Source organism: Catellatospora sp. NPDC049111 (genome assembly GCF_040648615.1).
In the GTDB taxonomy this organism is placed as follows: domain Bacteria; phylum Actinomycetota; class Actinomycetes; order Mycobacteriales; family Micromonosporaceae; genus Catellatospora; species Catellatospora aurea.
Genome location: NZ_JBEZEB010000049.1, coordinates 17901 through 41761, shown reverse-complemented (window position 1 = coordinate 41761; position 23861 = coordinate 17901). Strand labels below are relative to the sequence as shown.

21 protein-coding genes are annotated in these 23861 nt (G+C 70.4%); 15 read left to right on the top strand and 6 right to left on the bottom strand.

Annotated elements, in window-relative coordinates; genetic code table 11:
- Complete coding sequence (locus AB0B66_RS37865; protein ID WP_360539417.1) at positions 1-906, top strand: LysR substrate-binding domain-containing protein; 906 nt, start codon at positions 1-3, stop codon at positions 904-906.
- A 107-nt stretch (positions 907-1013) separates the two neighbouring features.
- On the opposite strand, the gene AB0B66_RS37860 is transcribed toward AB0B66_RS37865, so the two are convergent.
- On the bottom strand, positions 1014-2657 hold the full coding sequence (locus AB0B66_RS37860; RefSeq protein ID WP_360539415.1) for an MFS transporter: 1644 nt from the start codon (positions 2655-2657) through the stop codon (positions 1014-1016).
- A gap of 346 nt (positions 2658-3003) precedes the next feature.
- On the opposite strand from AB0B66_RS37860, the gene chvE reads away from it, so the two are divergent.
- The 3 genes from chvE to mmsB all read left to right on the top strand — a co-directional run bounded on the left by chvE (position 3004) and on the right by mmsB (position 7003).
- Entirely contained in the window at positions 3004-4128 is a 1125-nt protein-coding gene (gene chvE, locus AB0B66_RS37855; protein WP_360539413.1) for a multiple monosaccharide ABC transporter substrate-binding protein, read from the top strand.
- A 69-nt stretch (positions 4129-4197) separates the two neighbouring features.
- The gene (mmsA, locus tag AB0B66_RS37850) at positions 4198-5727 is read left to right on the top strand and encodes a multiple monosaccharide ABC transporter ATP-binding protein (RefSeq protein ID WP_360539411.1); all 1530 of its coding nucleotides are present in this window, start codon (positions 4198-4200) and stop codon (positions 5725-5727) included.
- 4 nt (positions 5728-5731) lie between these two features.
- A complete protein-coding gene (gene mmsB, locus AB0B66_RS37845) occupies positions 5732-7003 on the top strand; it encodes a multiple monosaccharide ABC transporter permease (RefSeq protein ID WP_360539409.1) in 1272 nt (423 codons plus the stop codon).
- Between the two features lie 42 nt (positions 7004-7045).
- On the opposite strand, the gene AB0B66_RS37840 is transcribed toward mmsB, so the two are convergent.
- Both AB0B66_RS37840 and AB0B66_RS37835 read right to left on the bottom strand, forming a co-directional pair.
- A complete protein-coding gene (locus tag AB0B66_RS37840) occupies positions 7046-7792 on the bottom strand; it encodes an alpha/beta fold hydrolase (protein WP_360539407.1) in 747 nt (248 codons plus the stop codon).
- 104 nt (positions 7793-7896) lie between these two features.
- Entirely contained in the window at positions 7897-8634 is a 738-nt protein-coding gene (locus AB0B66_RS37835; protein ID WP_360539405.1) for a hypothetical protein, read from the bottom strand.
- A 149-nt stretch (positions 8635-8783) separates the two neighbouring features.
- Between AB0B66_RS37835 and AB0B66_RS37830 the strand changes: the two genes are divergently transcribed.
- Together AB0B66_RS37830 and AB0B66_RS37825 are read left to right on the top strand one after the other, a co-directional pair.
- The gene (locus AB0B66_RS37830; protein WP_360539403.1) at positions 8784-9527 is read left to right on the top strand and encodes a hypothetical protein; all 744 of its coding nucleotides are present in this window, start codon (positions 8784-8786) and stop codon (positions 9525-9527) included.
- Positions 9524-9853 carry a transcriptional regulator gene (locus AB0B66_RS37825; RefSeq protein ID WP_360539401.1) on the top strand — a complete coding sequence of 110 codons (330 nt, stop codon included), beginning with the start codon at positions 9524-9526 and terminating at the stop codon, positions 9851-9853. The genes AB0B66_RS37830 and AB0B66_RS37825 overlap by 4 nt, the downstream gene beginning before the upstream one ends.
- Positions 9854-9945: 92 nt before the next feature.
- Here AB0B66_RS37825 and AB0B66_RS37820 read toward each other — a convergent pair whose 3' ends face one another.
- The gene (locus AB0B66_RS37820; RefSeq protein ID WP_360539399.1) at positions 9946-10509 is read right to left on the bottom strand and encodes a flavoprotein; all 564 of its coding nucleotides are present in this window, start codon (positions 10507-10509) and stop codon (positions 9946-9948) included.
- A complete protein-coding gene (locus AB0B66_RS37815; protein WP_360539397.1) occupies positions 10506-12008 on the bottom strand; it encodes a helix-turn-helix transcriptional regulator in 1503 nt (500 codons plus the stop codon). The genes AB0B66_RS37820 and AB0B66_RS37815 overlap by 4 nt, the downstream gene beginning before the upstream one ends.
- 23 nt (positions 12009-12031) lie before the next feature.
- On the opposite strand from AB0B66_RS37815, the gene AB0B66_RS37810 reads away from it, so the two are divergent.
- The 3 genes from AB0B66_RS37810 to AB0B66_RS37800 all read left to right on the top strand — a co-directional run bounded on the left by AB0B66_RS37810 (position 12032) and on the right by AB0B66_RS37800 (position 13788).
- Positions 12032-12379, top strand: coding sequence for a hypothetical protein (locus tag AB0B66_RS37810; protein ID WP_360539395.1), 348 nt, complete (start codon positions 12032-12034; stop codon positions 12377-12379).
- A 76-nt stretch (positions 12380-12455) separates the two neighbouring features.
- Positions 12456-12836, top strand: coding sequence for a MerR family transcriptional regulator (locus AB0B66_RS37805; RefSeq protein ID WP_360539393.1), 381 nt, complete (start codon positions 12456-12458; stop codon positions 12834-12836).
- Positions 12817-13788, top strand: coding sequence for an aldo/keto reductase (locus AB0B66_RS37800; protein ID WP_360539391.1), 972 nt, complete (start codon positions 12817-12819; stop codon positions 13786-13788). Before AB0B66_RS37805 ends, AB0B66_RS37800 begins: the two co-directional genes overlap by 20 nt.
- 69 nt (positions 13789-13857) lie before the next feature.
- Here AB0B66_RS37800 and AB0B66_RS37795 read toward each other — a convergent pair whose 3' ends face one another.
- Positions 13858-16530: a transglycosylase domain-containing protein gene (locus AB0B66_RS37795; RefSeq protein ID WP_360539389.1), complete on the bottom strand. Its 2673-nt coding sequence runs from the start codon at positions 16528-16530 to the stop codon at positions 13858-13860.
- Positions 16531-16922: 392 nt separating this feature from the next.
- Here AB0B66_RS37795 and AB0B66_RS37790 point away from each other — a divergent pair, with 392 nt between their 5' ends.
- The 6 genes from AB0B66_RS37790 (at position 16923) to AB0B66_RS37765 (ending at position 23797) form a co-directional block, all read left to right on the top strand.
- Entirely contained in the window at positions 16923-18008 is a 1086-nt protein-coding gene (locus tag AB0B66_RS37790) for an aldo/keto reductase (RefSeq protein WP_360539387.1), read from the top strand.
- Positions 18009-18440: 432 nt separating this feature from the next.
- A complete protein-coding gene (locus AB0B66_RS37785) occupies positions 18441-19433 on the top strand; it encodes a pyridoxal-phosphate dependent enzyme (protein WP_360539385.1) in 993 nt (330 codons plus the stop codon).
- A complete protein-coding gene (locus AB0B66_RS37780) occupies positions 19430-20350 on the top strand; it encodes a diiron oxygenase (RefSeq protein WP_360539383.1) in 921 nt (306 codons plus the stop codon). Before AB0B66_RS37785 ends, AB0B66_RS37780 begins: the two co-directional genes overlap by 4 nt.
- A gap of 2 nt (positions 20351-20352) precedes the next feature.
- Positions 20353-21441: an ornithine cyclodeaminase gene (locus AB0B66_RS37775; protein WP_360539381.1), complete on the top strand. Its 1089-nt coding sequence runs from the start codon at positions 20353-20355 to the stop codon at positions 21439-21441.
- On the top strand, positions 21438-22409 hold the full coding sequence (locus tag AB0B66_RS37770; protein WP_360539379.1) for an ornithine carbamoyltransferase: 972 nt from the start codon (positions 21438-21440) through the stop codon (positions 22407-22409). The genes AB0B66_RS37775 and AB0B66_RS37770 overlap by 4 nt, the downstream gene beginning before the upstream one ends.
- A gap of 29 nt (positions 22410-22438) precedes the next feature.
- Positions 22439-23797, top strand: a complete 1359-nt coding sequence (locus AB0B66_RS37765) for a hypothetical protein (protein WP_360539377.1) — start codon at positions 22439-22441, stop codon at positions 23795-23797.
- The last annotated feature ends 64 nt before the right edge of the window (positions 23798-23861 follow it).

The window sequence follows — 23861 nt, the reverse complement described above, 5'->3', positions numbered from 1 at the left end:
TTGCGACTGAACACCGCTCGCCTGGAGATGCTTGCCCTGCTGGACAGCCTCGGCACGGTGCGGGCCGTCGCCGCCGCGCTGCACCTGAGCCCGTCGGCGGTATCGGCGCAGCTGGCGGTGCTGGAGGCGGAAGCGCGCGCCGACCTGCTGCAGCGGGTCGGCCGCCGGGTGCGGCTCACGGCGGCCGGGCGCACCCTCGCCCGGCACGCCCGGGTCATTCTCGACCAGGTCAAAGCAGCCGAGGCTGAGCTGCGCGACCTGTCCGGACAGCCGGCCGGACCGGTGCGCCTGGCTGCGTTCTCCAGCGCGGTCCGTACGCTGGCCATACCGCTCGCCGCCCGGCTGCGGCAGGCGCATCCGCGGATCGAGCTGGAGATCAGCGAGCTCGATCCGCAGGCCAGCCAGCCTGCCCTGCGCCGCGGCGACTGCGACATCATCGTCACCGCCGACTTCATCGACGGCTCGACGCCCCTGGACCCGGACGTGCACACGGTCGCGCTGCTCGCCGACGCCGTCGTGCTGGTGACCGCGCAGGATCAGGCGGGGCCGGACGTGCCGGTGGATCTGGCCGACTTCGCCGAGGCGGCCTGGTCGGTCGATCTGCCCGGGACGTACCTGTCCCATCTGGTCACCAGCAGCTGCCGCCACGCCGGCTTCGAACCGCGGGTGGCCGGTCGTTTCGGCAGCTACGAGCTGCTGCTGGCACATGTCGAGGCGGGCCTGTCCGTGTCGTTGCTGCCCGAACTGGCCGTCGACGGCAGATACCGCGTGGCGACCCGCGCGCTGCGCGAACCGCTGACCCGCCAGGTGTACGCGGCCGTGCGCAGCCGCTCGGCGCTGACCGCGGCGACCCGCATCGTGCTGGACGAACTGCGCGACCTGGCGGCGTCCCGGGTCCGCGCCTGACACCGCCCATGATCGTCCGACTTGCCTGGCATTCGTGCGTATCTTGACGGCTCATTCCCACAGGTGCCAGGCAAGTCGAGTGACCTTGGTGCGGTCGGGGACCGCGCTCAGGCCTGCGGTGAGCGAGCCGTGCCCGGCTGGGTCGGGGGAGCCGTGCCCGGCTGGTGGGTCGGAATGCCGCGGGTGAGGAAGAGCGCGGCGAGCGCGATGATCGCGAGCAGGCCCAGCGCGGCGCGCAGGCCGTCGAGGCGGGACTGCTCGTTCTGCGCGAGGGCGGCGGCCGCGGTGGACGGGTCCACGCCGGCGTCCGACAGCGCCGCTGCCAGCTGGTCGTTGGACAGGAACGGGATGCCTGCCGCCAGCTGCACCTGGGCCTGCGCGGACACCTCGGCGGGGATCGCGGGGTTGGCCTGCACGCCCGTGAGAAACGACGTCGTCAGCCCGGAGATGAGCACAGCCCCGGCCAGGGCGGTGCCGACTGACGCGCCCAGGTTGGTCACGGTGTTCTGCAGCCCGCCGACTTCGGCGCTGCGCTCGTCGGGCACCGCCGACACGGTGACGCTGCCGAGCTGGGAGGCCAGCGCGCCGATGCCGAGCCCGGCCAGCAGCAGCGGCCAGGTGACGATCTCCGGCCCGGCACCGACCTCCAGCGCGGCGGCGAGGGCGACGATGCCGGCGAACAGGGCGGCGAAGCCGAGTTGCACCACCCGGCGCGGGGAGGCGTTCGGGAGGAACCTGGGCACGCCCACAGCGGCGAGCAGCAGGGTCACGGACAGAGGAAGGATGCGCAGGCCGGTGTCGATCGCGGACAGGCCGAGCGCGACGGACAGGTAGAGCGGCACGGTGAAGAACAGACCCGCCTGGAGCAGGTACTGGAACAGGAACGAGTTGAGGCCGCCGCGCAGCAGCCTGTTGTCCAGCAGGCCCGGGTCGAGCAGCACCGGCCGGCCCCGGCGCTGGCGGGCGCGTTCGCGGGACAGGAACCAGCGCAGCACGACGCCGCCTGCGATGACCAGCCAGAACACGGGCGACAGGCCGAGCCACGCCGGTCCGCCGGGCTTGGGGTTGACGAAGCCCCAGGTGCCGCCGCGTAGTACGCCGAAGACGATCAGCACCAGGCCCAGGCCGGACAGTGCGGTGCCGCCGAGATCCAGGCGGGTGGCGCGGTCGGGCGGCAGGCCGCGCATGTGGCGGGTCAGCAGCAGGATGCCCAGGACGACGACCACCTCGCCGGCGAACACCCAGCGCCAGGAGGCGTAGGTGGTCAGCAACCCGCCGATCAGTGGTCCGACCGCGACCGCGATCGCACCGAACGCGGCGACCAGGCCATACGCCCGGGGACGCTGCGAGCGGTCGAAGTTCGTCGCGACCAGTGCCACGATGGCGGGCAGGATGAGCGCGGCCCCGATGCCTTCGAGCAGTGACCAGCCGATGAGCAGCACGGTGAGGTCGGGTGCCAGGGCGGTGGTGAGCGAGCCCGCGCCGTAGATCACGCAGCCGATGGCGAACGAGCGCTTGAAGCTGATGATCTGGCCGATCTTGCCGCCGGTGATCATCAGAGCCGCCATGACGAGGGTGTACATCGTGATCGCGGTCTGGATGCCGGTGACGGTGGTGCCCACGTCCTCGGCGACCGTCGCGATCGACACGTTCATGACCGAGCTGTCCAGCGTCATCAGGAACTGGCCGCATGCCAGGGTGAACAGCACGGTCCCGGTCGCGGTCTGGCGGTCGGGTGATGTCAGGGCCATGACCCGTTCCTTTGCGCTCGGTCCCGCACCGGCCTGCCGATGGCCATCCGAAATGGTGAGCATTCATCCTATAAGCCCGTTGTCGGGTGAGGAGTGGTCGCCGTGCCGCGGTGGCTGTCCGCAGCCTTGTGAAGGTCATCCGGGTGGGTGCCTCCCGGGACCTTCTCCGTAATCCAACCGTGATCTGGCGTCCATTGACCTTGGCCCCTCGAGCGTCGAATTATGTGAGCGTTCACAAGCCCGTAATCTGCGACAGCCGCGGGTTACCGAAAGATTTTGTGAGCGATCACAGCCTGCCGCCTGACCTGGCGGCCGGTGGGCCGTTCCCGTCGGGAGAAGGAGCGATATGAAGATCGCAAGATTGGCCGCCGCCGCACTGGGACTGGTCGTGGCCACGAGCCTCGCCGCCTGCGGTTCGAGCACCAAGACCGCCGACCAGGAGCAAGGCGGCGGCACGGCGGGCGCGCTGGTGGGCGTGACGATGCCGACCAAGTCCTCCGAGCGGTGGATCCACGACGGGGAGAACCTCAAGACCCAGTTGGAGGCGCTCGGCTACAAGGTCGACCTGCAGTACGCCGAGAACGACATCCCGACCCAGGTCAACCAGATCGAGAACCAGATCACCCGGGGCGCGAAGCTGCTGATCGTCGCGTCGATCGACGGCACGGCGATCACGACGCAGCTGCAGCAGGCCGCTGACAAGAAGATCCCGGTCATCGCCTACGACCGCCTGATCCGCAACTCGCCCAACGTGGACTACTACGCCACGTTCGACAACTACAAGGTCGGCGTGCAGCAGGCGACGTCGCTGCTGGTGGGCCTGGGCCTGAAGAAGGCCGACGGTTCCGACGGCACCGCCAAGGGCCCGTTCAACGTCGAGCTGTTCGCCGGTTCGCCCGACGACAACAACGCGACGTTCTTCTTCAACGGCGCGATGGACACCCTCAAGCCCTTCATCGACAAGGGCACGCTGGTCGTCAAGAGCAAGGAGGTCGACTTCAAGACGGTCGCGATCCTGCGCTGGGACCCGGCGACCGCGCAGAAGCGCATGGAGGACCTGCTCACCAAGACCTACGCCAAGGGCGACAAGGTGCAGGGCGTGCTGTCGCCGTACGACGGCCTGTCGATCGGCATCCTGTCCGCGCTCAAGAGCAGCGGCTACGGCACCGCCAACCAGCCCTACCCGGTCGTCACCGGCCAGGACGCCGAGGTCGCCTCGGTCAAGTCGATCATCGCGGGCGAGCAGTACGCGACGATCTACAAGGACACCCGGGAGCTGGCGAAGGTCACCGTGAAGATGGCCGACGCGGTCCTCAAGGGCGGCAAGCCGGAGGTCAACAACACCAAGGACTACGACAACGGCATCAAGGTCGTCCCGTCGTACCTGCTGGAGCCGATCGTCGTCTACAAGGACAACTACAAGGCGACCCTGATCGACACCGGCTACTACACCGCCGACCAGCTCAAGTAGCACCGCCACGCCCGTCCGGCCGGTCACCCCGGCCGGGCGGGCGTCCCGCCGAACCGGAGGAGGACGACCTTGACCGACGTGATCCTGCAGATGCGTCACATCACCAAGACGTTCCCGGGGGTCACCGCCCTGGACGACGTCAACCTCACGGTCCGCCGCGGGGAGATCCACGCGATCTGCGGCGAGAACGGCGCGGGCAAGTCCACCCTGATGAAAGTCCTGTCGGGGGTCCACCCGCACGGCGACTACAGCGGTGAGATCACCCTCGACGGCGAGGCCTGCCGGTTCGCCACCATCCGCGACAGCGAACGCCTCGGCATCGTGATCATCCACCAGGAACTGGCCCTGTGCCCGAACCTGTCGATCGCGGAGAACATCTTCCTCGGCAACGAGCGCGCCCCCGGCGGCGTCGTGAACTGGAACCGCACCCACGCCGAGGCCGCCGAACTGCTGCACCGCGTGGGCCTGCACGAGAACCCGGCCACGCTCGCGATGGACCTCTGCGTCGGCAAGCAGCAGCTGACCGAGATCGCCAAGGCGCTGACCAAGCGGGTGCGCCTGCTCATCCTCGACGAGCCGACCGCCGCGCTCAACGACGAGGACTCCGCGCACCTGCTCGACCTGCTGCGCGGCCTGCGCGACCAGGGCATCACCTGCGTGATCATCTCGCACAAGCTGAACGAGATCCGGGAGATCGCCGACACCACCACGATCCTGCGCGACGGCCGGACCATCGAGACCCTCGACATGTCCGCCGACGTCACCGAGGACCGCATCATCGCCGGCATGGTCGGCCGCGACCTCGAACACCGCTTCCCCGAGCACGAGCCGAACATCGGCGACGAGGTGCTGCGCATCGAGGACTGGACCGTGCACAGCCCCACCCAGCACGGGCGGGTCGTCGTGCAGGGCGCGAACCTCAGCCTGCGCCGCGGCGAGATCGTCGGCCTGGCCGGGCTGATGGGCGCGGGCCGCACCGAGCTGGCCATGAGCGTCTTCGGGCGCAGCTACGGCATCGGCATCTCGGGCCGGATCTTCAAGGACGGCAGGGAGATCCGCCTGAAGACCGTCGGCGACGCGATCCGCCACGGCATCGCGTACGCCACGGAGGACCGCAAACGCTACGGCCTCAACCTGATCGAGGACATCAAGCGCAACGTGTCCGCGGCGGCGCTGAACAAGCTGGCCACCCGCGGCTGGATCCACGACAACGAGGAGTACCGGGTCGCCGACGGCTTCCGGGCCGGCATGAACATCAAGGCCCCGAACGTCGCGGCCGTCACCGGCAAGCTCAGCGGCGGCAACCAGCAGAAGGTCGTGCTGTCGAAGTGGCTGTTCACCGACGCCGACGTGCTCATCCTCGACGAGCCCACCCGCGGCATCGACGTCGGCGCCAAGTACGAGATTTACTCGATCATCAACCACATGGCCGACCAGGGCAAAGCCGTGCTGGTCATCTCCTCCGAACTGCCCGAGCTGATCGGCGTCTGCGACCGCATCTACGCGATGTCCGCCGGCCGGATCACCGGCCAGGTCACCCGCGAGCAGGCCACCCCCGAGCGGCTCATGCAGTACATGACCAAGGTGAAGGAGCAGTGACCCCATGACCAGTGTCGGCCCCACGACCGGCCCGAGCACCGCCGTGCCGGCGGCCGCGAGCGACCTCGCGGTGACCAAGGCACCGGACCGATTCGGCGGTCGGCTCTTCTCGGCCAACCTGCGCCAGAACGGCATCTACATCGCGTTCGCGCTGATCATCGCCCTGTTCGCGTTCCTCACCGACGGAGACCTGCTCGCTCCGCAGAACATCTCCAACCTGGTGGTGCAGAACTCCTACATCCTGATCCTCGCCATCGGCATGATCCTGATCATCATCGCCGGGCACATCGACCTGTCCGCCGGCTCGGTCGTCGCCGTCACCGGCGCGATCTCCGCCGTACTCATGGTCAACAACGATGTGCCGTGGCCGCTGGCCATCCTGATCACCCTGATCTGCGGCGGCCTGATCGGCGCCTGGCAGGGCTACTGGGTGGCGTACTTCGGCATCCCGGCGTTCATCGTGACACTGGCCGGCATGCTGCTGTTCCGGGCGCTCACCCTGACCGTGCTCGGCAATCAGGGCATCGGCCCGTTCCCCGACGAGGTCCGCACCATCGCCAACGGGTTCATGCCGACCACCCTGGGCAACATCGGCCTCGGCCCGCTGGGCGGCGCGGACCTGCTCACGCTGCTGCTCGGCGTCGCTTTCATCGCCGGGATCGTGGTCACCCAGTGGCGCAGCCGCGCCGGACGGGTGCGCTACGGCCAGGTCGTCGAGCCGACCGTGCTGTTCGTCACCAAGCTCGCCATCGCCGCCGTCGTCGTGATGACCGTCATCGTGCAGCTGGCCCGGTTCAAGAACCTGCCCTGGGTGCTCGTGCTGCTGGCCGCGCTGGTCCTGGCGTACTCGCTGCTCACCGACCGGGTCGTGTTCGGCCGCCACATCTACGCCATCGGCGGCAACCTCAACGCGGCCACCCTGTCCGGCATCAAGGTCAAGTCGGTGACGTTCTGGCTGTTCGTCAACATGGGCGTGCTCGCCTCGATCGCGGGCATCGTCTTCGCCGGGCGGCTCAACCAGGCCGGTCCGACCGCGGGCAACGGCTTCGAACTCGACGCCATCGCGGCGGCGTTCATCGGCGGCGCGGCCGTGCAGGGCGGCGTCGGCCGGGTCGTCGGCGCGATCACCGGCGGGCTCATCATGGGCGTCATCAACAACGGCATGTCCCTGATCGGCGCGCCCAGCGAGCGGGTCATGCTGTTCAAGGGCCTGGTGCTGCTGGCCGCCGTCGCGTTCGACGTCTTCGCCAAGCGCCGCGCCGGGACCGCGCGCTGAACCGGGAGGTCGGGGCCGCCACCGTGCGGCCCCGACCACCGTTCAGCTGCTGAGGCGCTTGATGAAGGCGACGCTGCCGTCGAAGATGCGCGGCGCGTCGTGGTCCAGCGTCGCCACGTGGTAGCTGTCCTGCAGGACGACCTCCTGCACATCCGACGACGTGATGTGCTTCAGCACGATCTCGCTGTTGACGGGCTCCACGACGTGGTCGTTGGCGGAGTGGTAGAGCAGCACCGGCTGGGCGACCTTGGACAGGTCCGCGCGTACGACGGACTGGAATTTGCGCAGCGACGCCGCGGCCCGCACCGGCGTGCGCGGGTAGGCGCCCTCGTCGACGCCGGGCTTGGCGATGTCGTTGCCGATCGCGGGCACCGAGGGCACGAGCATGCCCAGCACGGGCAGCAGCTTGGCGTCCCAGCGCAGCATGGTCACGGCCGGGTTCACCAGCACGATGCCGGCCAGGTCGGGGTGCTGCTGGGCCAGGCGCAGGGCGAGCGTGCCGCCCATCGACAGGCCGACGGCGTACACGGACGTGCAGTGCTTGCGCAGGTCGGTGACCGCGCGTTCGACCTCGGTGTACCAGTCCTGCCAGGTGGTGCGGTTGGCGTCGCGCCAGCTCGTGCCGTGGCCCGGCAGCAGCGGCAGCCGCACCGACCAGCCCTGCTCGGCCAGGTGGCGGGCCCAGGGGCGCATGCTGTGCGGCGAGCCGGTGAAGCCGTGGCAGACCACGACCCCGATGCCGCTGTCGCCGTCATGGTGCAGGGGAGCGTGGTCGATGGTGTTGTCCATGGTTGGCTCCCAGCGGCGGGTGTGTGACGGGTCCCGCCATACTGCCACGTCGCGGCGCGCACAGGCAGAGTGCGAGCGGATGAGTGCGCGCCTTGCGATCGAGGTCAGTCCTCGTGGTCCTCGTCGTCCGGGACCATCTGCCAATCGCCCGGCAGCCTGTCCCGCACAGCCTGCACCGCTGCCGGGGTGCGGCCGTGGACCCACAGCCACGTGCCACTGTCCTCTCGCAGCAGCACGTCGGGACCGGCGAACCAGCGCACGGGCGGCCCGTCCGGCGCGGCCCAGAGCGGCAGGTCCGGCAGCGGTAGTCGTACGAACGTCGCCCGCAGCGCCGCGCTTGCGGCGTCGTCCATGTCGTACCGGTTGTCGACGTTCGCCTCGTCGGCGGAGAACATCGCCTCCGACAGCACCATCTCGACCAGCGCGATCGACAGCCGATCGGTGTACGGCAGCCAGCGGCCGCCGGTGCCCATCAGGACCGGCGGGTCATCGCGGTCGACGGCCTCGGCCGGTACGCCCCACGACGCGCAGTACTGGTTCTCGACGCGGAACACCAGGACGCCCTCGGCATCGCGTAGAAGCTGGCCGGGTGCCAGCAGACGGTCCTGTACGCGGGTCAGGTCCGTGCGCCGCCCGAACAGCAGGTGAGCCTCACACAGCGCGGCCGGCAGCGCGATGCCGAGCCGCTTCTCGGCTGCCCGCAACCGGTCGGCGTCGACACCGTCGCCTTCGGCCAAGGGGCGGCCGTAGGCAGCAGCCTGCCCGCGGACGAACTCCCACCCGCGGCGGCGGTCGCGGTCCTCGCCGCACAGCGCGTGCAGCGCGTCGAGACCGTCCAACATTGCGGCCAACCCTACTGGCACCCGGCACCGGGCATCGGCTCCGGTGCGGTCCGCTTGTCGATGTCCGAGCAACCATTGTGCAAATTGGTTTGCGATGCAAAGCTATTGCTGACGCAGTTGCCACACTCGCCCACCCCTTGGAGGCATCCATGTCACCGAACTCTGCCGCCCCCGGATCCCCAGCCGAGGTGCTCGCCGAACTGGACGTACTGCGCCGCCGCACCCGCGCCGCGCGCCACGCGCACTGGCTGCCGTTGCTGCTGTTCGGTCTGCTCGGGGCGGTGGCACTACCGTTCTACGTCATGGCCCGACTACCCGCCGACATGATGGCGCCGCAACAGGTGCCCGCACTCGCCCGTCTCGGCGGCGACACGCTGGACGACGCCGCCGCGCTGGGCTGGTACTGGCTCGCCGCGCTGATCGTCGGCTACCTGGTCAGCCTCGCCTGGTACCGCTGGCGGGGTCGGCGGGTCGGCCTGCAGGCCCCGGTCCGCGGCTACGTGCTCGCCGGGCTGGCCGGCACGGTCGCCGCGCTGCTGCTCACGCTCACGCTGGACCTGCTCTACAACAACGTCTCCGGTCCGCTGCACGACCTGACGGTCTGGATCACCCCCGAGCTGATGGCGGTCAGCGGCCGCGGGATGTTCCCGCACCTGGTCATCGGTGTGGGACTGGCGGTGCTGGCGCGAGTGGAGCGCAGCCGGGCGCTGACGGTGACGGTCGTGCTCTACGCGGCCGTGCTGGTGCTGGTCAGCGTCGCGTTCCGCGTCGACGCATACGCCGTCGTGGACCTGCTGGGCCGGTTCACCTTCTTCGTCGCGGCGCTGCTGCCGGTCGTGGTGCTGCTGGCCGGGGGGTGTGCGGCCGCGCTGCTCCGGCGGCGGCCCGCATGAGCCACGCCGAGGAGGCCGAGCGGTCCGCGTTCCCGACCAACGCCCTGGACGACGTCGTGCACCAACGTCACCGTCTCGGCATCCTCACCATCGCTGCTGAGGCGGAGCGGGTCGAGGTCGGCTACCTGCGCGACGCCCTCGAACTCACCGCGGGCAATCTCTCCCGGCACCTCGCCGTGCTGGAGGAGGCGGGGCTGGTGCACACCGAGAAGGGCTACCACGGGCGGCGGCCACGCACCTGGGTCGCCATCACCGCGCAGGGCGTCGCCGCCCTCGACGCGGAACTCGCGGCGCTGCAGGAACTGGTGCGCCGCAGACTGGGTTGACCCCATTGCCGCCGGCCAAAGCACGCTCAGCGTTTGCTCGGATGCCCGCAGGCCACCCACTTTCGACAACCACCTTCGTGATCAGCGAAGACCTAGTCGTTGGGGTGGTCTGCGTCGTTGCCTCGGTAGAGGTGCTGCAACGCGGCTTCCCACGGGAAGCGCATCTGTTGTGCGCGCCCCGTACCGGGCTTGTGGGGCAGCCATGAACTCGTCTGACCCAGGAAAACGGTGATCCCCTCCTGCCTGAGGCTCTCGACGGAGGAAACGAAGGGCCTTCGCTCGGCGAGAGCGGCGTTGACGAACGGAACGATCACGGTGGGCACTCGTCGGCCGACGATCTCAGCAACAGATGTGAGGACGTATGTGTCGGCGATGCCCAGAGCGAGTTTGTTGATCGTGTTGTAAGTGGCTGGAGCGATGATCAAGGCGTTGACCGGCCTCACCTGTCGCTCAGTGCCCGGTGCGACTCCGTAGTCGGTGCGTACCGGGTTGCCGGACAGCCGTTCCAGCTCCGCGGTGTCGATGAAGCTCAGCGCCGCCTGCGTGGCCGTGACCGTGACCGTCCATGATTGCTCCTGCGCGAGCCTGATCAGGACGGCTGCGTCGGCAGCTGGTCCCGCGCCGCAGAGGACCAGGTTGAGATGTTTGCCTGTCACAGGCGGATACCGGCCTGACCGGCGAATTCGACAACACGCGCCCGGGTATGACCACGCGCCAGCGCGGCAAGGTCCGCGATGAGCCGCGCAGTCGCGGGCCGTGCGTTGACTTCACCCGGAGCGGCCTTCAGCGCAGCGTGTAGTGCGTTGAGGGCCTGCTCGTGCCGACCCCACATCGCGTACGCCTTCGCGACGTCGAGGAATAGGGAGCCTCGACGCTCGGCAATTGGGATCTTGTCGAGCGGGACCCGCCTGGCGATCTCGACAGCTGTGCCGGCATCACCGAAGGCGAGCGTGAGGTGCACTCGGTGCTGCTGGACGTTGGTTGGCCCGAAGCCGGTCCAACGGTCGTTACCGTCATGGCCGAGCTCTTCTCCTGCCCGCTTAGCCTCATCAAGGATCGCCTCGGCGGTGTCGCGGTTCTGCGTCCGACCGGCCGCAACGGCGGAGCGGAGCAGGAGCGCGCCGTATGCCGAAAGAGCATCGTCTTCCCTGAGACCGGTGGCGCGTTTGAGACGGGTGGCCGCGCCAGTTCCGATCGCCACGGCATTCGTGTTGTGGCCGCTGGCCACCAGAGCATGGGTCAGAACACGTGCGCTGGTCGCTTCGGCGATCGGATCGCCGCTCCTGGCGGCGTGATGCCCGCTGCGTTCAGCGGCGAGCAAAGCGATCGCGGGGTCTCCGAGCTTGAGGAAGACGCTCCCAGCCACGTGGTAGAGGTCCGTTGCGAGTGCATGTCCGGCATCGAGCTGGCTGCTGTCCAGGCGATCCAGGGATGACCGCACGGCCGGTAGCAGCCGCGCGAGGACGGCGGCCACGTCGTCGTAGCGGCATGCCTGGTAAGCCGTTTTCACCTCTTGGACGCCGGCGCTGAGCTGATTCAGCGTCAGAGCCTCGGCTTGCGGCGGCTGAAGGAGCGCATCGATGAGTCCAGGCCGACTTGGAACGCTGACTGCGCTCGCCATTGTCGTGGTCAGAAAGACTCTGCGATCCATCTCGTCACCGTCGCCCTGGCCCGAGGACTCTGCCTGCACAGTAGTCGCTGCCGTGGTCGGTGGTGCGAGTACGAGCAGTGCGTCGCACTCCGCCAGGGTAACGCCAAGAGCCTGAGCGAGGTTCGGGCGTTGCCACGGTTGGGGCGTGCTGGTGCCCGACTCCCAGCGAGCGATCGTCGTTCGGTCCACGCCGAGTTGCTCTGCGAGGCGCTCCTGAGACAGGCCTTGAGCAGTACGGCGACGGATCAGTGCCGTACGCCGGGCCGCCGGATCGGATGGGGGACGCGCCGAGGTAGCCATCGGGTCCCATCGTTCGCCGTCTCGCCCGGCATCGCAATGGACTCGCAGCAGATACGCCCGGTCGATGCGATGTTCCAGTGGGCGGCTTGCGGACACGATCGATGGCAGGCCTGGCGCTGGTGTCATCGGGACGGCGGCGTCGGGCAGCAGGGCGCGCGGCGGCGTGACGACCGCATCCGTGCGTACGCCGCGTGCCCTGGCCACCCCACCGATGGGATCGCTAATTCATGACCGAGAGCACCTTCGCCATCATGCTGACCACCGTGCGTCCTCTACCAGACGGCATACGACGGGACGAGAACGCCAACCCGGAGGAGATCGTGGATGCTGTCTCCGCGACTACGCCGGAGGCAGCGCGGCGGATCTTCGAGCCGCAGCCGACAGACGAAGCGGCCGCTGCGCACGCAGTGCGAACGCACTGCGCCATCGACTACCCGAACGGCTCGCGATGCCTCAACTGCCACGCGAGGTTTCCCTGCGACATCCGTCTCGCCGCCGTCGAAATCCTGATCGCCGCTGCGTGGCAAGACGAGGTGATCATGGCGCTCGATGCCCGAACCGGGCCGTGGTTCTGAACCGGGGAGCCTTGACGGCACCAGTCGCCGCGGGCGGCTTGACTTCGAGTGCGCTCCAACTGGGAGGCTGGGCGGCATGGAGGAAGGGTTCTCGGTCGGCGAGGTCGCGGCCAAGACCGGCCTGACGGCGTACACCCTGCGCTGGTATGAGCAGGTCGGGCTGCTGGACCCGATCCCGCGCGACCATGCGGGCCGCCGCCGCTACCGGTTGCGCGACGTCGAGCGGCTCGACCTGCTGACCAAGATGCGCGCCACCGGCATGCCGGTGCGGGAGATGGTCCGCTACATCGAGCTGGTCCGCGCCGGCACGCACAACCGCCGCGAGCGCCTGGAGCTGCTGGAACAGCACCGCACGACGGTGCTGCGCCAGATCAGCGAGCTGGAGCGCGACCTGGCCGTCATCGACCGGAAGATCACCAGATATCGGGGGTACCTTGATGCAGAGCAGACTGATTGACGCGGCCGGCCCGGCGATCCCGGCGCTCGGCCTGGGCTGCATGGGCATGAGCACCAACTACGGCCCGGCCGACCAGGACGAGTCGCTGGCCACCCTGCACCGCGCGCTGGAGCTGGGCGTGACGCACTTTGACACGTCGGCGTCCTACGGCGAGGGCCGCAACGAGGAGTTGCTGGCGCGGTTCCTGCCGGGCAACCGCGACCGGGTCTTCCTGGCCACCAAGTTCGCCATCCGGCGCGACGGCGGCGTGCACCGGGTCGACTCCAGCCCCGGCTGGGCCCGGCAGTCCTGCGAGAACTCGCTGCGCCGCCTCGGCGTCGACGCGATCGACCTGTTCTACCTGCACCGGCGCAACCCCGAGGTCCCGATCGAGGACACTGTCGCGGCGATGGCCGACCTGGTCGCGCAGGGCAAGGTGCGCCACCTGGGGTTGTCCGAGGTCGGCGCGGAGACGATCCGGCGGGCGCACGCGGTGCACCCGATCAGCGCGTTGCAGATCGAGTATTCGCTGTTCAGCCGCGACATCGAGGATGAGGTGCTGCCGGTGTGCCGGGAGCTGGGCATCCGGATCGTGGCGTACTCGCCGGTCGGGCGCGGCCTGCTCACGGGCACGATCCGGTCGACGGCGGGCCTGGCCGACAGTGACAACCGGCTGAACCACCCGCGCTTCGCCGACGGCAACCTTGATCACAACCTGGCGCTGGTCGACCGGATCCGCGACATCGCCGGCGCGGCCGGGTGCACCCCGGCTCAGGTAGCCATCGCGTGGGTGCTGGCGCAGGGCGACGACGTGCACGCCATCCCGGGCACGACCCGCCGTACACACCTGGCGGAGAACGTCGCCGCCGCCGACGTGGTGCTCAGCGCGGAGCAACTCGCGGCGCTGAGCGGGCTCGGTCCCGCAGCAGGGCATCGGCTTTCGGCGTTCGCGCAGGCGATGGTCGGCCACTAGCGGACTCGGGGGCCGTCGTGTCGCGCGACGGCCCCCGCTGTGCACGTGGGTGCAGATGGTCCGGCTCGGTCAGTCCTCCGCATTGGAGGGTTGCGGGCCTGGCGGCGTGTGGCCTGGTCCGTGGCCGGCGGCCGAGGGCGACGGGACCAGATTGGCGTTGCCGGGCACGCTCGGACTGGCCGCGAGGCAGAGCGGCATGGGTTTGCAGCCGTCCGGTTTCGGCTTCTTCGACGGTTCGACGCCGTCGCCCACCCCCTCGGACTCGCCGAGCTTGCCGTTGGTGCCGTTGGCCAGGGGTTCCAGCGGGAGCTTCATGTCGGCATGGGCCTGGTTCATGAAGCCCTGCCAGATCTCGGCGGGCAGGCCAACACTGGTGATGTTGCCGCCGCCCAGTGCCGCGGGCCGGTAGATCGGGTCCGAGGCGTTCTTGACGTTGCCGACCCAGATGGCCGAGGCGATCTGCGGGGTGTAGCCGACGGTCCAGACGTTGGAGTGGGCCTTGTCCTGGACCTTGCTCTCCCAGGTGCCGGTCTTCGCGGCGGCCTGGCGGCCACCGGCGAGCCCTCGGTAGTAGCTCTTGGGCAGTTGCTTGAGCATGCCGGTGACCTCGTCGGCGACCTCCTGCCGGATGCGCCGCTCGGCCTTGCTGACCTCGCCGGTGTTCGGGACCAGCCGGTATTTGCCGTTCTCGTCCTTCTTCTCGACGCGGAGCACGACGTGCGGCTTGTTGTAGACGCCGTGGTTGGCGAAGGTCGCCATGCCGGACGCGTGGTCGAGCACGGTGATCGGGTACTGGCCGAAGCCGACCTGGTAGTCGAAGGAGGCGCGGCTGGTGTCCGTCTCCGGTTTGGTGAGGTCGCGTGCCTTGCCGTCGCTGACGGCCCACATGGTGTTGATGCCGGCCGCGTGGGCCATGGCGACGACGTTCTTCGGCTCGATCTTCTTGGCGATCTTGAAGAACGGCACGTTGAGGGAGAGCCGGGTGACGTCCTGCAGCGTGCACTTGCGCTTGCACTTGAGGCTGCCGGCGTCGCGGCCCGCGTTCTCCACCTCGTACGGGCAGAGCTTGTACTTGTCGCAGTTCCTCTTCTTGCCGGTGGCGACGATGGGCGTCGGGTCCCAGGTGGACTTGAGCGAGATGCCCGCGTCGATCGCGGCGGCCAGCGTGTACACCTTGAACGACGACGCCGGCGGGTGACCGCCGTCCTCCCAGATCGTGCCCTCGTTGATCTTTCCGGCGTAGTCGATGCCGGTGCCGTCCGCGCCGCCGTAGTAGGCCAGGATGCGGCCGTTCTTCGGGTCGATGGCCACTCCGGCGGCGATCACGTTCTTGGGATAACCCTTGATCTTGGTGTACGCGCCGTCGACCTTGTGGTCGACGGCCTTGACGACGTCGTTGGTGCACTTTTTCTCGTCGCCCTTGCCTTTGCAGGTCTCCTTCCACTCGAAGGTGCGGTAGAGCTGCGCCTCCAGCGCCTTCTGCGCCTTGGAGTTGATCGTCGTGGTGATCCGGTAGCCCTTGTTGCGCCAGTCCGTGATGCCCCAGGCGGCCATCTCCCGCTCGACGTATTTGTTGATCACGAAGCCGGTGCCGGTGCCCTGGATACCGGTCTCGCCGGACCGGGCGGAGTACTTGCGCAGCGTCTTGTCCGGGTAGACCATGGCCGCGCGCTTGGTCGGGTCGAGCCGGCCCATCTCGACCATGTTGTCGAGCACGTAGTTCCAGCGGATGCGGGCGGCGTCGGGGCTGAGGTGCGGGTCGTAGCCCTTGGTCCCGTCGTAGTCGTTGGGCTCGGGCTGCTTGAGCACCGCGCCGAGCACCGCCGCCTGTTCGACCGTCAGCTGACTGGCCGACCTGTTGAAGTAGGCCTTCGCCGCCGCGCCGACGCCGCTGGAGCCGCGGCCGAACCAGACGGTGTTCACGTAGAAGCCGAGGATCTCGTCCTTGGAGTGCTCCTCCTCCAGCCGCCGCGCCATCACCGCCTCGCGCAGTTTGCGGGCGTAGGTGACTTCGAGGTCCTTGGCCGCGTTGCGGGCGTACTGCTGGGTGATGGTGGAGGCGCCCTGGGTCTCGCCGCCGGTCAGGTTGTTCCACGCGGCGCGCGCGATGCCCCACAGGTCGATGCCGCTGTGATTGAAGAAGTTCTTGTCCTCGCCCGCGATGAGCGCGACCTTGACCTCGTCGGACAGCCGGGACATGGGGACGATCTCACGGTTCTCGCCGCCGAGCTTGGCGATCTGCTCGCCGTCGGCGGAGTAGACGAAGGTGTTCTCGTTGGCGCTGAAATCGGCGGGTTCGGGGACCGAGTCGTAGAGGTAGGCGACGCCGATCAGGCCTCCTCCGGCCAGCATGACGACGACCGCGGCCGAGGCCAGGATGATGCTGCGCCACTTCCGGCGGCGACCTTTGGCCTTGCGGCCGGTGCTCTTGCCGGAGTCCGGGCCGTCGCCGTCCTTGCCCGTGGGCAGCACGGTGGTGCGGCTCGCGCCGCCGACCGCGGCCCGGCCGGTGACGCCGCCGACGCTCGCTCGTCCGGCGGCCGACGGCACCGAGGCGCGACCGGCGCCGGGGCGCAGTGGTGCCGGCCCGGCCGGCATGGGTCCGTGGCCGCCGTTGGTCCGGCCGGCCCGGTCGCCGCCGGGGCCGGGCCGGTCGGGGCGGACGCTGGGGCCGGGTTGCTTGCCGGGGCCGTCGGATGGCGCCGAGGCGCGGGCCGAGCCGGGTGCCGGGGGCGTGGTCATCGAGTCAACCCTTCCGGTCGGGGAGGTGCTGAGCGCAGGGACAGGGGGAACGGCGGTGCGATACCGCCCGGTGGGGCCTTTCCCCGCGGCAGCCGCCCCGCTCAGCCCCCGGGTGACACCGTTCTCATGGGCGGCGAGGGCGACCTGTGCGAAGGCCACTCCACGTCCGACATCATGCCTCACAAATCGGGCGAAGTCCGGCAAGACACCACGGTGCGGGCGGCGCGCCTCGACAACGAGCGGCCTTGTGTCGTATCCGAAACCGGCGAGCAGACCCTGACCTGCAACAACGCAAGATCTGGACTTGACGGTCCAATTATCCGGAGCTACGTTGGACCGAGCGGTCCAATACTGGAGCGCGGGACTTCGATCAGCGAACAGGGACGGCAGCTGTGAACGACTACTACCTTCTCGGCAGGTCCGGGCTGCGGGTGAGCAGGCTGGCGCTGGGCACGATGAACTTCGGCACCGGCGGCTTCCACGCCGCGTACGGCAAGACCGAGAGCGAGGCCGAGCCGATCTTCCGGCGTTATCTGGACGGCGGCGGCAACTTCATCGACACGGCGGACTTCTACACCGGGGGCGAGAGCGAGGCCATCCTCGGGCGACTGATCGCCTCGGCCGGGGTCCGCGACCGGGTCGTGCTGACCAGCAAGTTCACCAACACCGTCGACCCGTCCGACCCGAACGCGGCGGGCAACGGCCGCAAGCACGTCATGCGCGCCGTGGAGGCGTCGCTGAAACGGCTCGGCACCGACTACCTCGACCTTTACCTGCTGCACACCTGGGACCGGATCACCCCGGTCGAGGAGGTGGTGCGCACCTTCGACGACCTCGTGCGTGCCGGCAAGATCCGCTATGCGGGGCTGTCCGACGTGCCCGCCTGGTACGCCGCCCGCGCGCAGAGCCTCGCCGAGGCCCACGCGCTGACCCCGATGATCAACCTGCAGCTGCCGTACTCACTGGTCAATCGCGGGATCGAGGCCGAGTATCCGGCCATGGCCCAGTCGCTGGGCATGGGGCTGACCGCCTGGAGCCCGATCGGCGGCGGCCTGCTGTCGGGCAAGTACCGGCGCACCGCCGACGGCCTGGCCGGCGACGGGCGGCTCGGCGGGGGAGCGCAGCCGGTCGCCGAGCGCGACTGGGCGGTCATCGAGGCCCTGGAGCAGGTCGCGGGCGAGCTCGGCCGCAGCATGGCCCAGGTCGCGGTCAACTGGGTGGCGACCCAGCCCGCCGTCGGCTCGGTGATCATCGGGGCGAGCAGTGCCGGGCAGCTCGACGCCAACATGGCCGCGCTCGACTTCACCATCCCGGCCGAGCTGCGCGACCGGCTGGAGCGGGCCGGGGCCCCGGAGCCGGGCGGGCCCTACGCGATGTTCACCTCGCGGTACCAGTCCTGGATCGTGAGCCCGGGTCTCGGCATCGGCGACAAGCCGGCCGGGTACGCGCCGCCGGTCTGGAACGGCGCGGCGGCCTGACCTCTGCCGGCGCCGTCCCATGCCGGGCGGCGCCGGTACACTCTATTTCGGACGGTCGTGGCCGATCTGAACTGCTGATATGCAGGAGTATTGCATGTGTTCGGACGGAAATCACGACCTTGGACAGTTGACACTGTCGATGCGTGTCGTAAGAATTACCTCCGGTCACCACCGGGTGCGGCATCGCGACTGACGCTGTGCTCCCTCACCCCTGCCGGATCGTGTCGCCACGATCGCCGGAAGGGGTGCCTTCATGCTGCCCTCAGCGGGCCAGCGACTGCGCGCAACGAGGCTCGCGGGCGATCCGCCACGCCATGATGCAGCCAGGGTCCGAAAGAGATGCGCCGTGTCCGAACGAACCATGCCCTCGTTCCGGGAAGTTCGCGCTGAGGCCGCACCCGCCGGGGATCCGGCGAGCGCGGGGCCGGCCCGGTGAGCCACGCCCGCGGCACCTGCTTCGTCCCGCTGATGGTGGGCAACACACCCCTGGTGGCGGTGCGCCTGCGCGTCGGCGGCCGGACCGCGACCCTGCGCCTGAAGCTGGAGTCCTTCAACCCGTGCGGGTCCATGAAGGACCGCACGGCGGTCGCCCTGTACGACTCCGTGGCGGACAAGCTCGACCCCGCCGTCGGCATCGTCGAGTCGACCTCCGGCAACCTCGGGGTGGCCCTGGCTAGCCTGGCCCGCGCCAACCGCGTGCGCTTCACCGCGGTCGTCGACCCGCGGGTGCCCTCGGCCGCCTTGCACGAACTGCGCCGCCTCGACGCGACCCTGGTGCTGGTCGACGAGGAGGATGGCCGCGGCGGCTACCTGATGAACCGGCTGCGCCGGGTGCGGGAGCTGCTCGCCGAGCAGCCGGCCCTGTGCTGGACCAACCAGTACGACAATCCCGCCAACCCGCGCGCGCACCAGTACGGGACCGCGCCCGAGCTGGCCGCGCAGGTGTCCGCTGACAGCGTGGTGCTGGTCGCGGTGTCCACCGGCGGCACGCTGGCCGGCATCCGCCGTTACGCCGCCGCGGCCACCCGCTGGGACGTGCGAGGCGTCGACGTCTACGGCTCGTACGCCGTCGGGCATGTGCCGGGCCGGCGGTTGCTGCCCGGCATCGGCTCCAGCCAGCGGTCGCAGTTCGCGTCGGCCTTCGACGGACCCACCGAGCGGGTCGGCACCGACGAGGCGGTGGCCGCCTGCCTGTGGCTGCTGGAGTCCTGCGGCATCGGGGTCGGGGCCAGCGCCGGGGCGCTGGTGTCGGCGGCGCTGCGCCTGATCGAACGCGACGGGCTCGACGACGTGGTGTGCGTGTGCCCGGACGGGGCCCGCAACTACCTGAGCACCGTTTACTCCGCCGCGTGGCGGCGCGCGCACGGGGTCGACCCGGCGCCGCCGGCCGCGGTCTGCGAGTCGGTGGACTGGGGGGACCTGTGAGCGAGTCGCCGCTGGCCGACTGGCACGAGCGGGCCGGGGTGCGGGTCGATCCGCGCCGCGTGCTCGGCGACGACCTCGACGACGGCAAGGTGCTGTTCCCGGAGCGGTTGATCCCGTATCTGGCGCATCCGCTGGTCGCGGGGCTCGACTCCGCGACCCGCGAGCAGCTGGTGGCGCGGCACGCCTACCAGTACTTCGCGTTCACCGCGCACTTCGAGACCCGGGTGGTCAACCGGGCCACGGAGCTGATCGCCAACGGCCGCACCGACGTCGTGCTCGGCGGCGACGTGCGCGAGGACGCGTACAAGATCTACTGCGACGAGGCGTACCACGCGCTGTACTCGTTCGACGTGGTGCGGCAGCTGGAGGCGGCCACCGGCGTCGCCGCGCTGCCGTACACCTTCGAGCCGGTGATCACCGAACTCGACGGGGTCGCCGCACAGTGCCTGCCGCAGGCCGGGTCGCTGCCGTACCTGCTGCAGGTCGTGGTGTTCGAGACGCTGATCACGAGCCTGCTCGCCGAGCTGCCCAACGATCCCGACCTGGTCGGCCTGGTGCGCACCACGGTCCGCGACCACGCCCGCGACGAAGGACGCCACCACGCCTACTTCGCCCGCTTCTTCCGGGAGCTGTGGACCGGCTGCGATCCGCGCACCCGGCGCGAGATGGCGACCGCGCTGCCCCGGCTGATCACCCAGAGCCTGCGCCCGAACCAGGTTGCGGTCGCCGCGACCCTGCGCGCGGCGGGCCTGACCGAGCCGCAGGTGCGCGACGTGCTCGCCGACGTCTACGCCCCCGACGTCGTCCGCCGGACCGCCCGCGAGCAGTCGGCGCAGTCGGTGCGGTTGTTCCGGTCCGCCGGGGTGCTCGACCTGTCGGGCGCCGACGAGGCGTTCGCCGAGGAAGGACTGATCTGAACATGTCCACAGAGGAACTGACGCGCGTGCCCTGGTTCACCGCCGGGCTGCGCGGCCTGAGCGGCGCGGGCTCGGTGCTACTGATCTCGCGGGACGAGGCGGCGCGCTGCCTGGAGCTGCTGGATCCGGTGGCGATCGTGCGGGAGGCGCTGGTCGAGCACCACGCGGGCCGCACCGTGCTGCCCGCCGAGGCGTACCTGCGCTGGGACAACGACCAGGGCGCGTACACCCGCTCGATCGCGATGCCCGGCGGCATCGTGCGCGACGGCGGCCCGGCCGCGTACGGCATGAAGATCATCAACGCGAGCGTGTCGAACCCCGCCGCGGGCCTGGAACGGGCCGGCGGCGTCGGGCTGTGCTTCGACCCGCGGACCGCCCGGATCAGCGCGATCATCGAGATCGGCCTGATCAGCTCCGTACGTACCGCCGCGGTGTCGCTGGTCGGGGTGCAGTCGGCCGGTCACGCCGACGCGACCTGCCTGGCCGTGCTGGGCTGCGGCACGCAGGGCGGCACGCACCTGTTCCTGTTCGCCGACCGGCTGCCCGGCCTGCGCCGGGTCGCGCTGCACGACGCCGACCCGGCGGCCGCCGCGGCACTGGCCGAGCGGGTGCGGCTGCACCGCCCGGGGATCGAAGTGGCGGTGCTGCCCGACGCCCGCGCCGCGCTGCGAGACGCCGACCTCGTGCTCACCGCGACCACCGCCGACGACGGCTACCTCCCGCCGGACTGGATCAGGCCGGGCGCGGCGGTGGTCAACGTGTCCCTGGCCGACCTCACGGCCGAGGCCCTGCTCCAGGCCGGGCGGCTCTACGTCGACGACGTCGAACTGGTGGAACAGAACCCGCGCCGTCCGCTCGGCCGGCTCATGCAGCAGGGCCTGGTCACCGCCCCGGGCTCGGCCGGTGGCGGCCGCCTGATCGACGCGACCATCGGCGCGCTCGCCGCCGGGGCGGTGCTCGCCGCGCCGCCGCCGTCCGGGTCGTACACGGTGCTCAACCCGTTCGGCATGGGCGTACTGGACGTGGCGCTGCTCGACGCCATCCGGCGCGCCGCGACCGGCCTCGGCCTGGGCACGGAGGTGACGCTGTGACCACGACGCAGCCTCCGCTCGCGCTGGTCGACGTCGCGCGCAACCGCCGCCGCAGCCTGCTCAGCGTGCGGCAGCTGACCGCCGCGCAGCTCGACGCGCTCGTCGAACGGTCGGTGGGCATCGCCGCCGCGCCCGCCGACGTCGCCCCGGTCCTGGACGGGCTGGTCGTGGCCACGCTGTTCGAACGCACCTCCACCCGCACCCGCACCGCGTTCAGCGTCGGCGCGCTGCGCCTGGGCGCGAAGCTGCTCACCTACGACGCGTCGGGGCTGCAACTGCAGACCGGTGAGACCATCGAGGACACGCTGCGGGTGCTCGGGCTCATGCTCGACGGCGTCGTCATCCGCAGCACCCGCACGCTGGCCGAACTCGACGGCCTGCTCGACCGGGGCGCGCCGCCGATCGTCAACGCGATGGCCCGCGAGGAGCACCCCACCCAGGCCGTCTGCGACCTGGCCACGATGCGCGCCCACCTCGGCGCGCTCGGCGGGATCTCGGTGCTGTACGTGGGCGAGGGCAACAACTCCGCCTCCGCGCTGGCGTACGCCCTGGCCCGGGTGCCCGGCGCGTTGCTCTCGCTGTACGTGCCGCCCGGCTACGGCCTGCCCGAGGACCAGCTCGCGCTCGCCGTAGCCGACGCCGCCGCCCACGGCGCGCAGGTCCGGCAGGTCGAGCGGGCCGACGAGCTGCCCGAGCACGTCGACGTCGTCTACACCACGCGCTGGCAGACGACCGGCACCAGCAAACCCGACCCGGCCTGGCGCGAGACGTTCCGCCCCTACCACGTGGACGAGGCGTTCCTGGGCCGCTGGCCTTCCGCCCGTTTCCTGCACGACCTGCCCGCCCACCGGGGCGAGGAGGTCACCGGCGCGGTGCTCGACGGCCCGGCCAGCCTGGCCTGGCAGCAGGCGCGGATGAAGCTGTGCAGCGCCATGGCGGTGCTGGAGACCTGGTGGACGGCGCGATGACCGCGCCGTGGCGAAAGGACGGATGAGCGATGCAACCCGCGGTCCTGCTGGTGTACGCCAAAGGCGGCCCGGCGCTGGAGTTCCTGCTGCCCCGGCTGGTGAGCCGGGCGCTGGTGGACGTGCTGCTGATCGGCGAACCCCAGCCGTGGCAGCGTGAGCTGCTCGAACGGCTCTGCCGCCGGGTGGTGCCCGCCGACCCGTCGGCCGCACTGCCCGACGAGATCGTCCGGGTGGCCACGGAGCTGCGCAGCGACGGGGTGCTGACGTTCTCCGAGTTCTGCGTGGTCGCCACCGCGCAAGCGTGCCTGCGGCTGGGCATTCCCGGCCCGGGGGAGGGCGCCGCCCGCTCTCGCGACAAGGTGCTGATGCGCCGGGCGTGGCAGGCGGCCGGCGTGCCCAACCCGGCGTTCCGGCCGGTGGACTCGCTGGCGGAGCTGGAGGCGGCCCGCGCCGAGATCGGCGGTGACGTGATCGTCAAGTCGGCGCTGGGCGCGGGCTCCATCGGGCAGGCGATGCTCAGCCCCGGCGAGGACGGCGCGGCGGTGTGGCGCGAGGTCGAGGCGGCGACCGCCGCGGCCCGCCGCTCCGGCATGAGCGAGCACGGCGACCGGACCGGCCCGCGCTACCTCGTCGAGGAGATCATCCAGTCCAGCGTGGACGGCTGGTACGACCAGCCCGGCTACGGCGATTACCTCAGCGTCGAAGGCCTGGTGGCGGGCGGGGTCTACCACCCGGTGTGCCTGACCGCCCGGCTGCCGACCGTGCCGGTGTTCGTCGAGCTGAGCAACCACGCCCCCTGCACGCTGGCCCCTGAGCTGCAGCAGCGCATCGCCGACGTGTGCCGTCGCGCGGTCGACGCGCTGGGCCTGGACACCTGCGCCACGCACACCGAGGTCAAGCTGATGCCGGACGGCACCGTGCGGCTGCTGGAGTCCGCGGCGCGGGCCGGTGGCGCGGCGGTCACCCGCGAGCTGGTCGAGGCGTACGGCGTGGACCTGATCGGGCTGCAGCTGGCGGCCGCGCTCGGCGAGTCTCCCGCGGTGCCCGACCGGCTGCTGCTGCCCGCCGACGCCCGCGGGGCGGCCGCGTCGCTGTCGGTCATCGCCGTCGACTCCACCGGCAAGTCCTGGTCGTCGCTGCCGCCGTTCCGGCCCGACCTGGTCGCCTGGGAGGAGCTGGTGTCCGGCGGCACGACCGTCGAGCTGGTGCGCGGCCAGTCCCAGCCGCTCGGCACGCCCATGCCCGCCTTCCACCCGCACACCGGGGTGCTGGCGTACGCGGGCCTGCTGCTGGTCCGCGCCGCCGATCCGCTGACCCTGCGCGACGACTGCTACCGCATCCTCGACGGCCTCGAAGAGGCCATGACCAAGGCCGCGGCCGACGCCTGACCGGCCCGCACCCCGACCACGCACCACGGCCGCCGCGGCGGCACCCGACCGAAAGCGAGCAACG

Excerpts from the sequence above, each read along its gene's own strand:
- AB0B66_RS37860 (WP_360539415.1), bottom strand. The coding sequence starts at position 2,657 with ATGGCCCTGACATCACCCGACCGCCAGACCGCGACCGGGACCGTGCTG.
- chvE (WP_360539413.1), top strand. The coding sequence starts at position 3,004 with ATGAAGATCGCAAGATTGGCCGCCGCCGCACTGGGACTGGTCGTGGCC.
- mmsB (WP_360539409.1), top strand. The coding sequence starts at position 5,732 with ATGACCAGTGTCGGCCCCACGACCGGCCCGAGCACCGCCGTGCCGGCG.
- AB0B66_RS37840 (WP_360539407.1), bottom strand. The coding sequence starts at position 7,792 with ATGGACAACACCATCGACCACGCTCCCCTGCACCATGACGGCGACAGC.
- AB0B66_RS37835 (WP_360539405.1), bottom strand. The coding sequence starts at position 8,634 with ATGTTGGACGGTCTCGACGCGCTGCACGCGCTGTGCGGCGAGGACCGC.
- AB0B66_RS37830 (WP_360539403.1), top strand. The coding sequence starts at position 8,784 with ATGTCACCGAACTCTGCCGCCCCCGGATCCCCAGCCGAGGTGCTCGCC.
- AB0B66_RS37825 (WP_360539401.1), top strand. The coding sequence starts at position 9,524 with ATGAGCCACGCCGAGGAGGCCGAGCGGTCCGCGTTCCCGACCAACGCC.
- AB0B66_RS37810 (WP_360539395.1), top strand. The coding sequence starts at position 12,032 with ATGACCGAGAGCACCTTCGCCATCATGCTGACCACCGTGCGTCCTCTA.
- AB0B66_RS37805 (WP_360539393.1), top strand. The coding sequence starts at position 12,456 with ATGGAGGAAGGGTTCTCGGTCGGCGAGGTCGCGGCCAAGACCGGCCTG.
- AB0B66_RS37800 (WP_360539391.1), top strand. The coding sequence starts at position 12,817 with ATGCAGAGCAGACTGATTGACGCGGCCGGCCCGGCGATCCCGGCGCTC.
- AB0B66_RS37795 (WP_360539389.1), bottom strand. The coding sequence starts at position 16,530 with ATGACCACGCCCCCGGCACCCGGCTCGGCCCGCGCCTCGGCGCCATCC.
- AB0B66_RS37775 (WP_360539381.1), top strand. The coding sequence starts at position 20,353 with ATGTCCACAGAGGAACTGACGCGCGTGCCCTGGTTCACCGCCGGGCTG.
- AB0B66_RS37765 (WP_360539377.1), top strand. The coding sequence starts at position 22,439 with ATGCAACCCGCGGTCCTGCTGGTGTACGCCAAAGGCGGCCCGGCGCTG.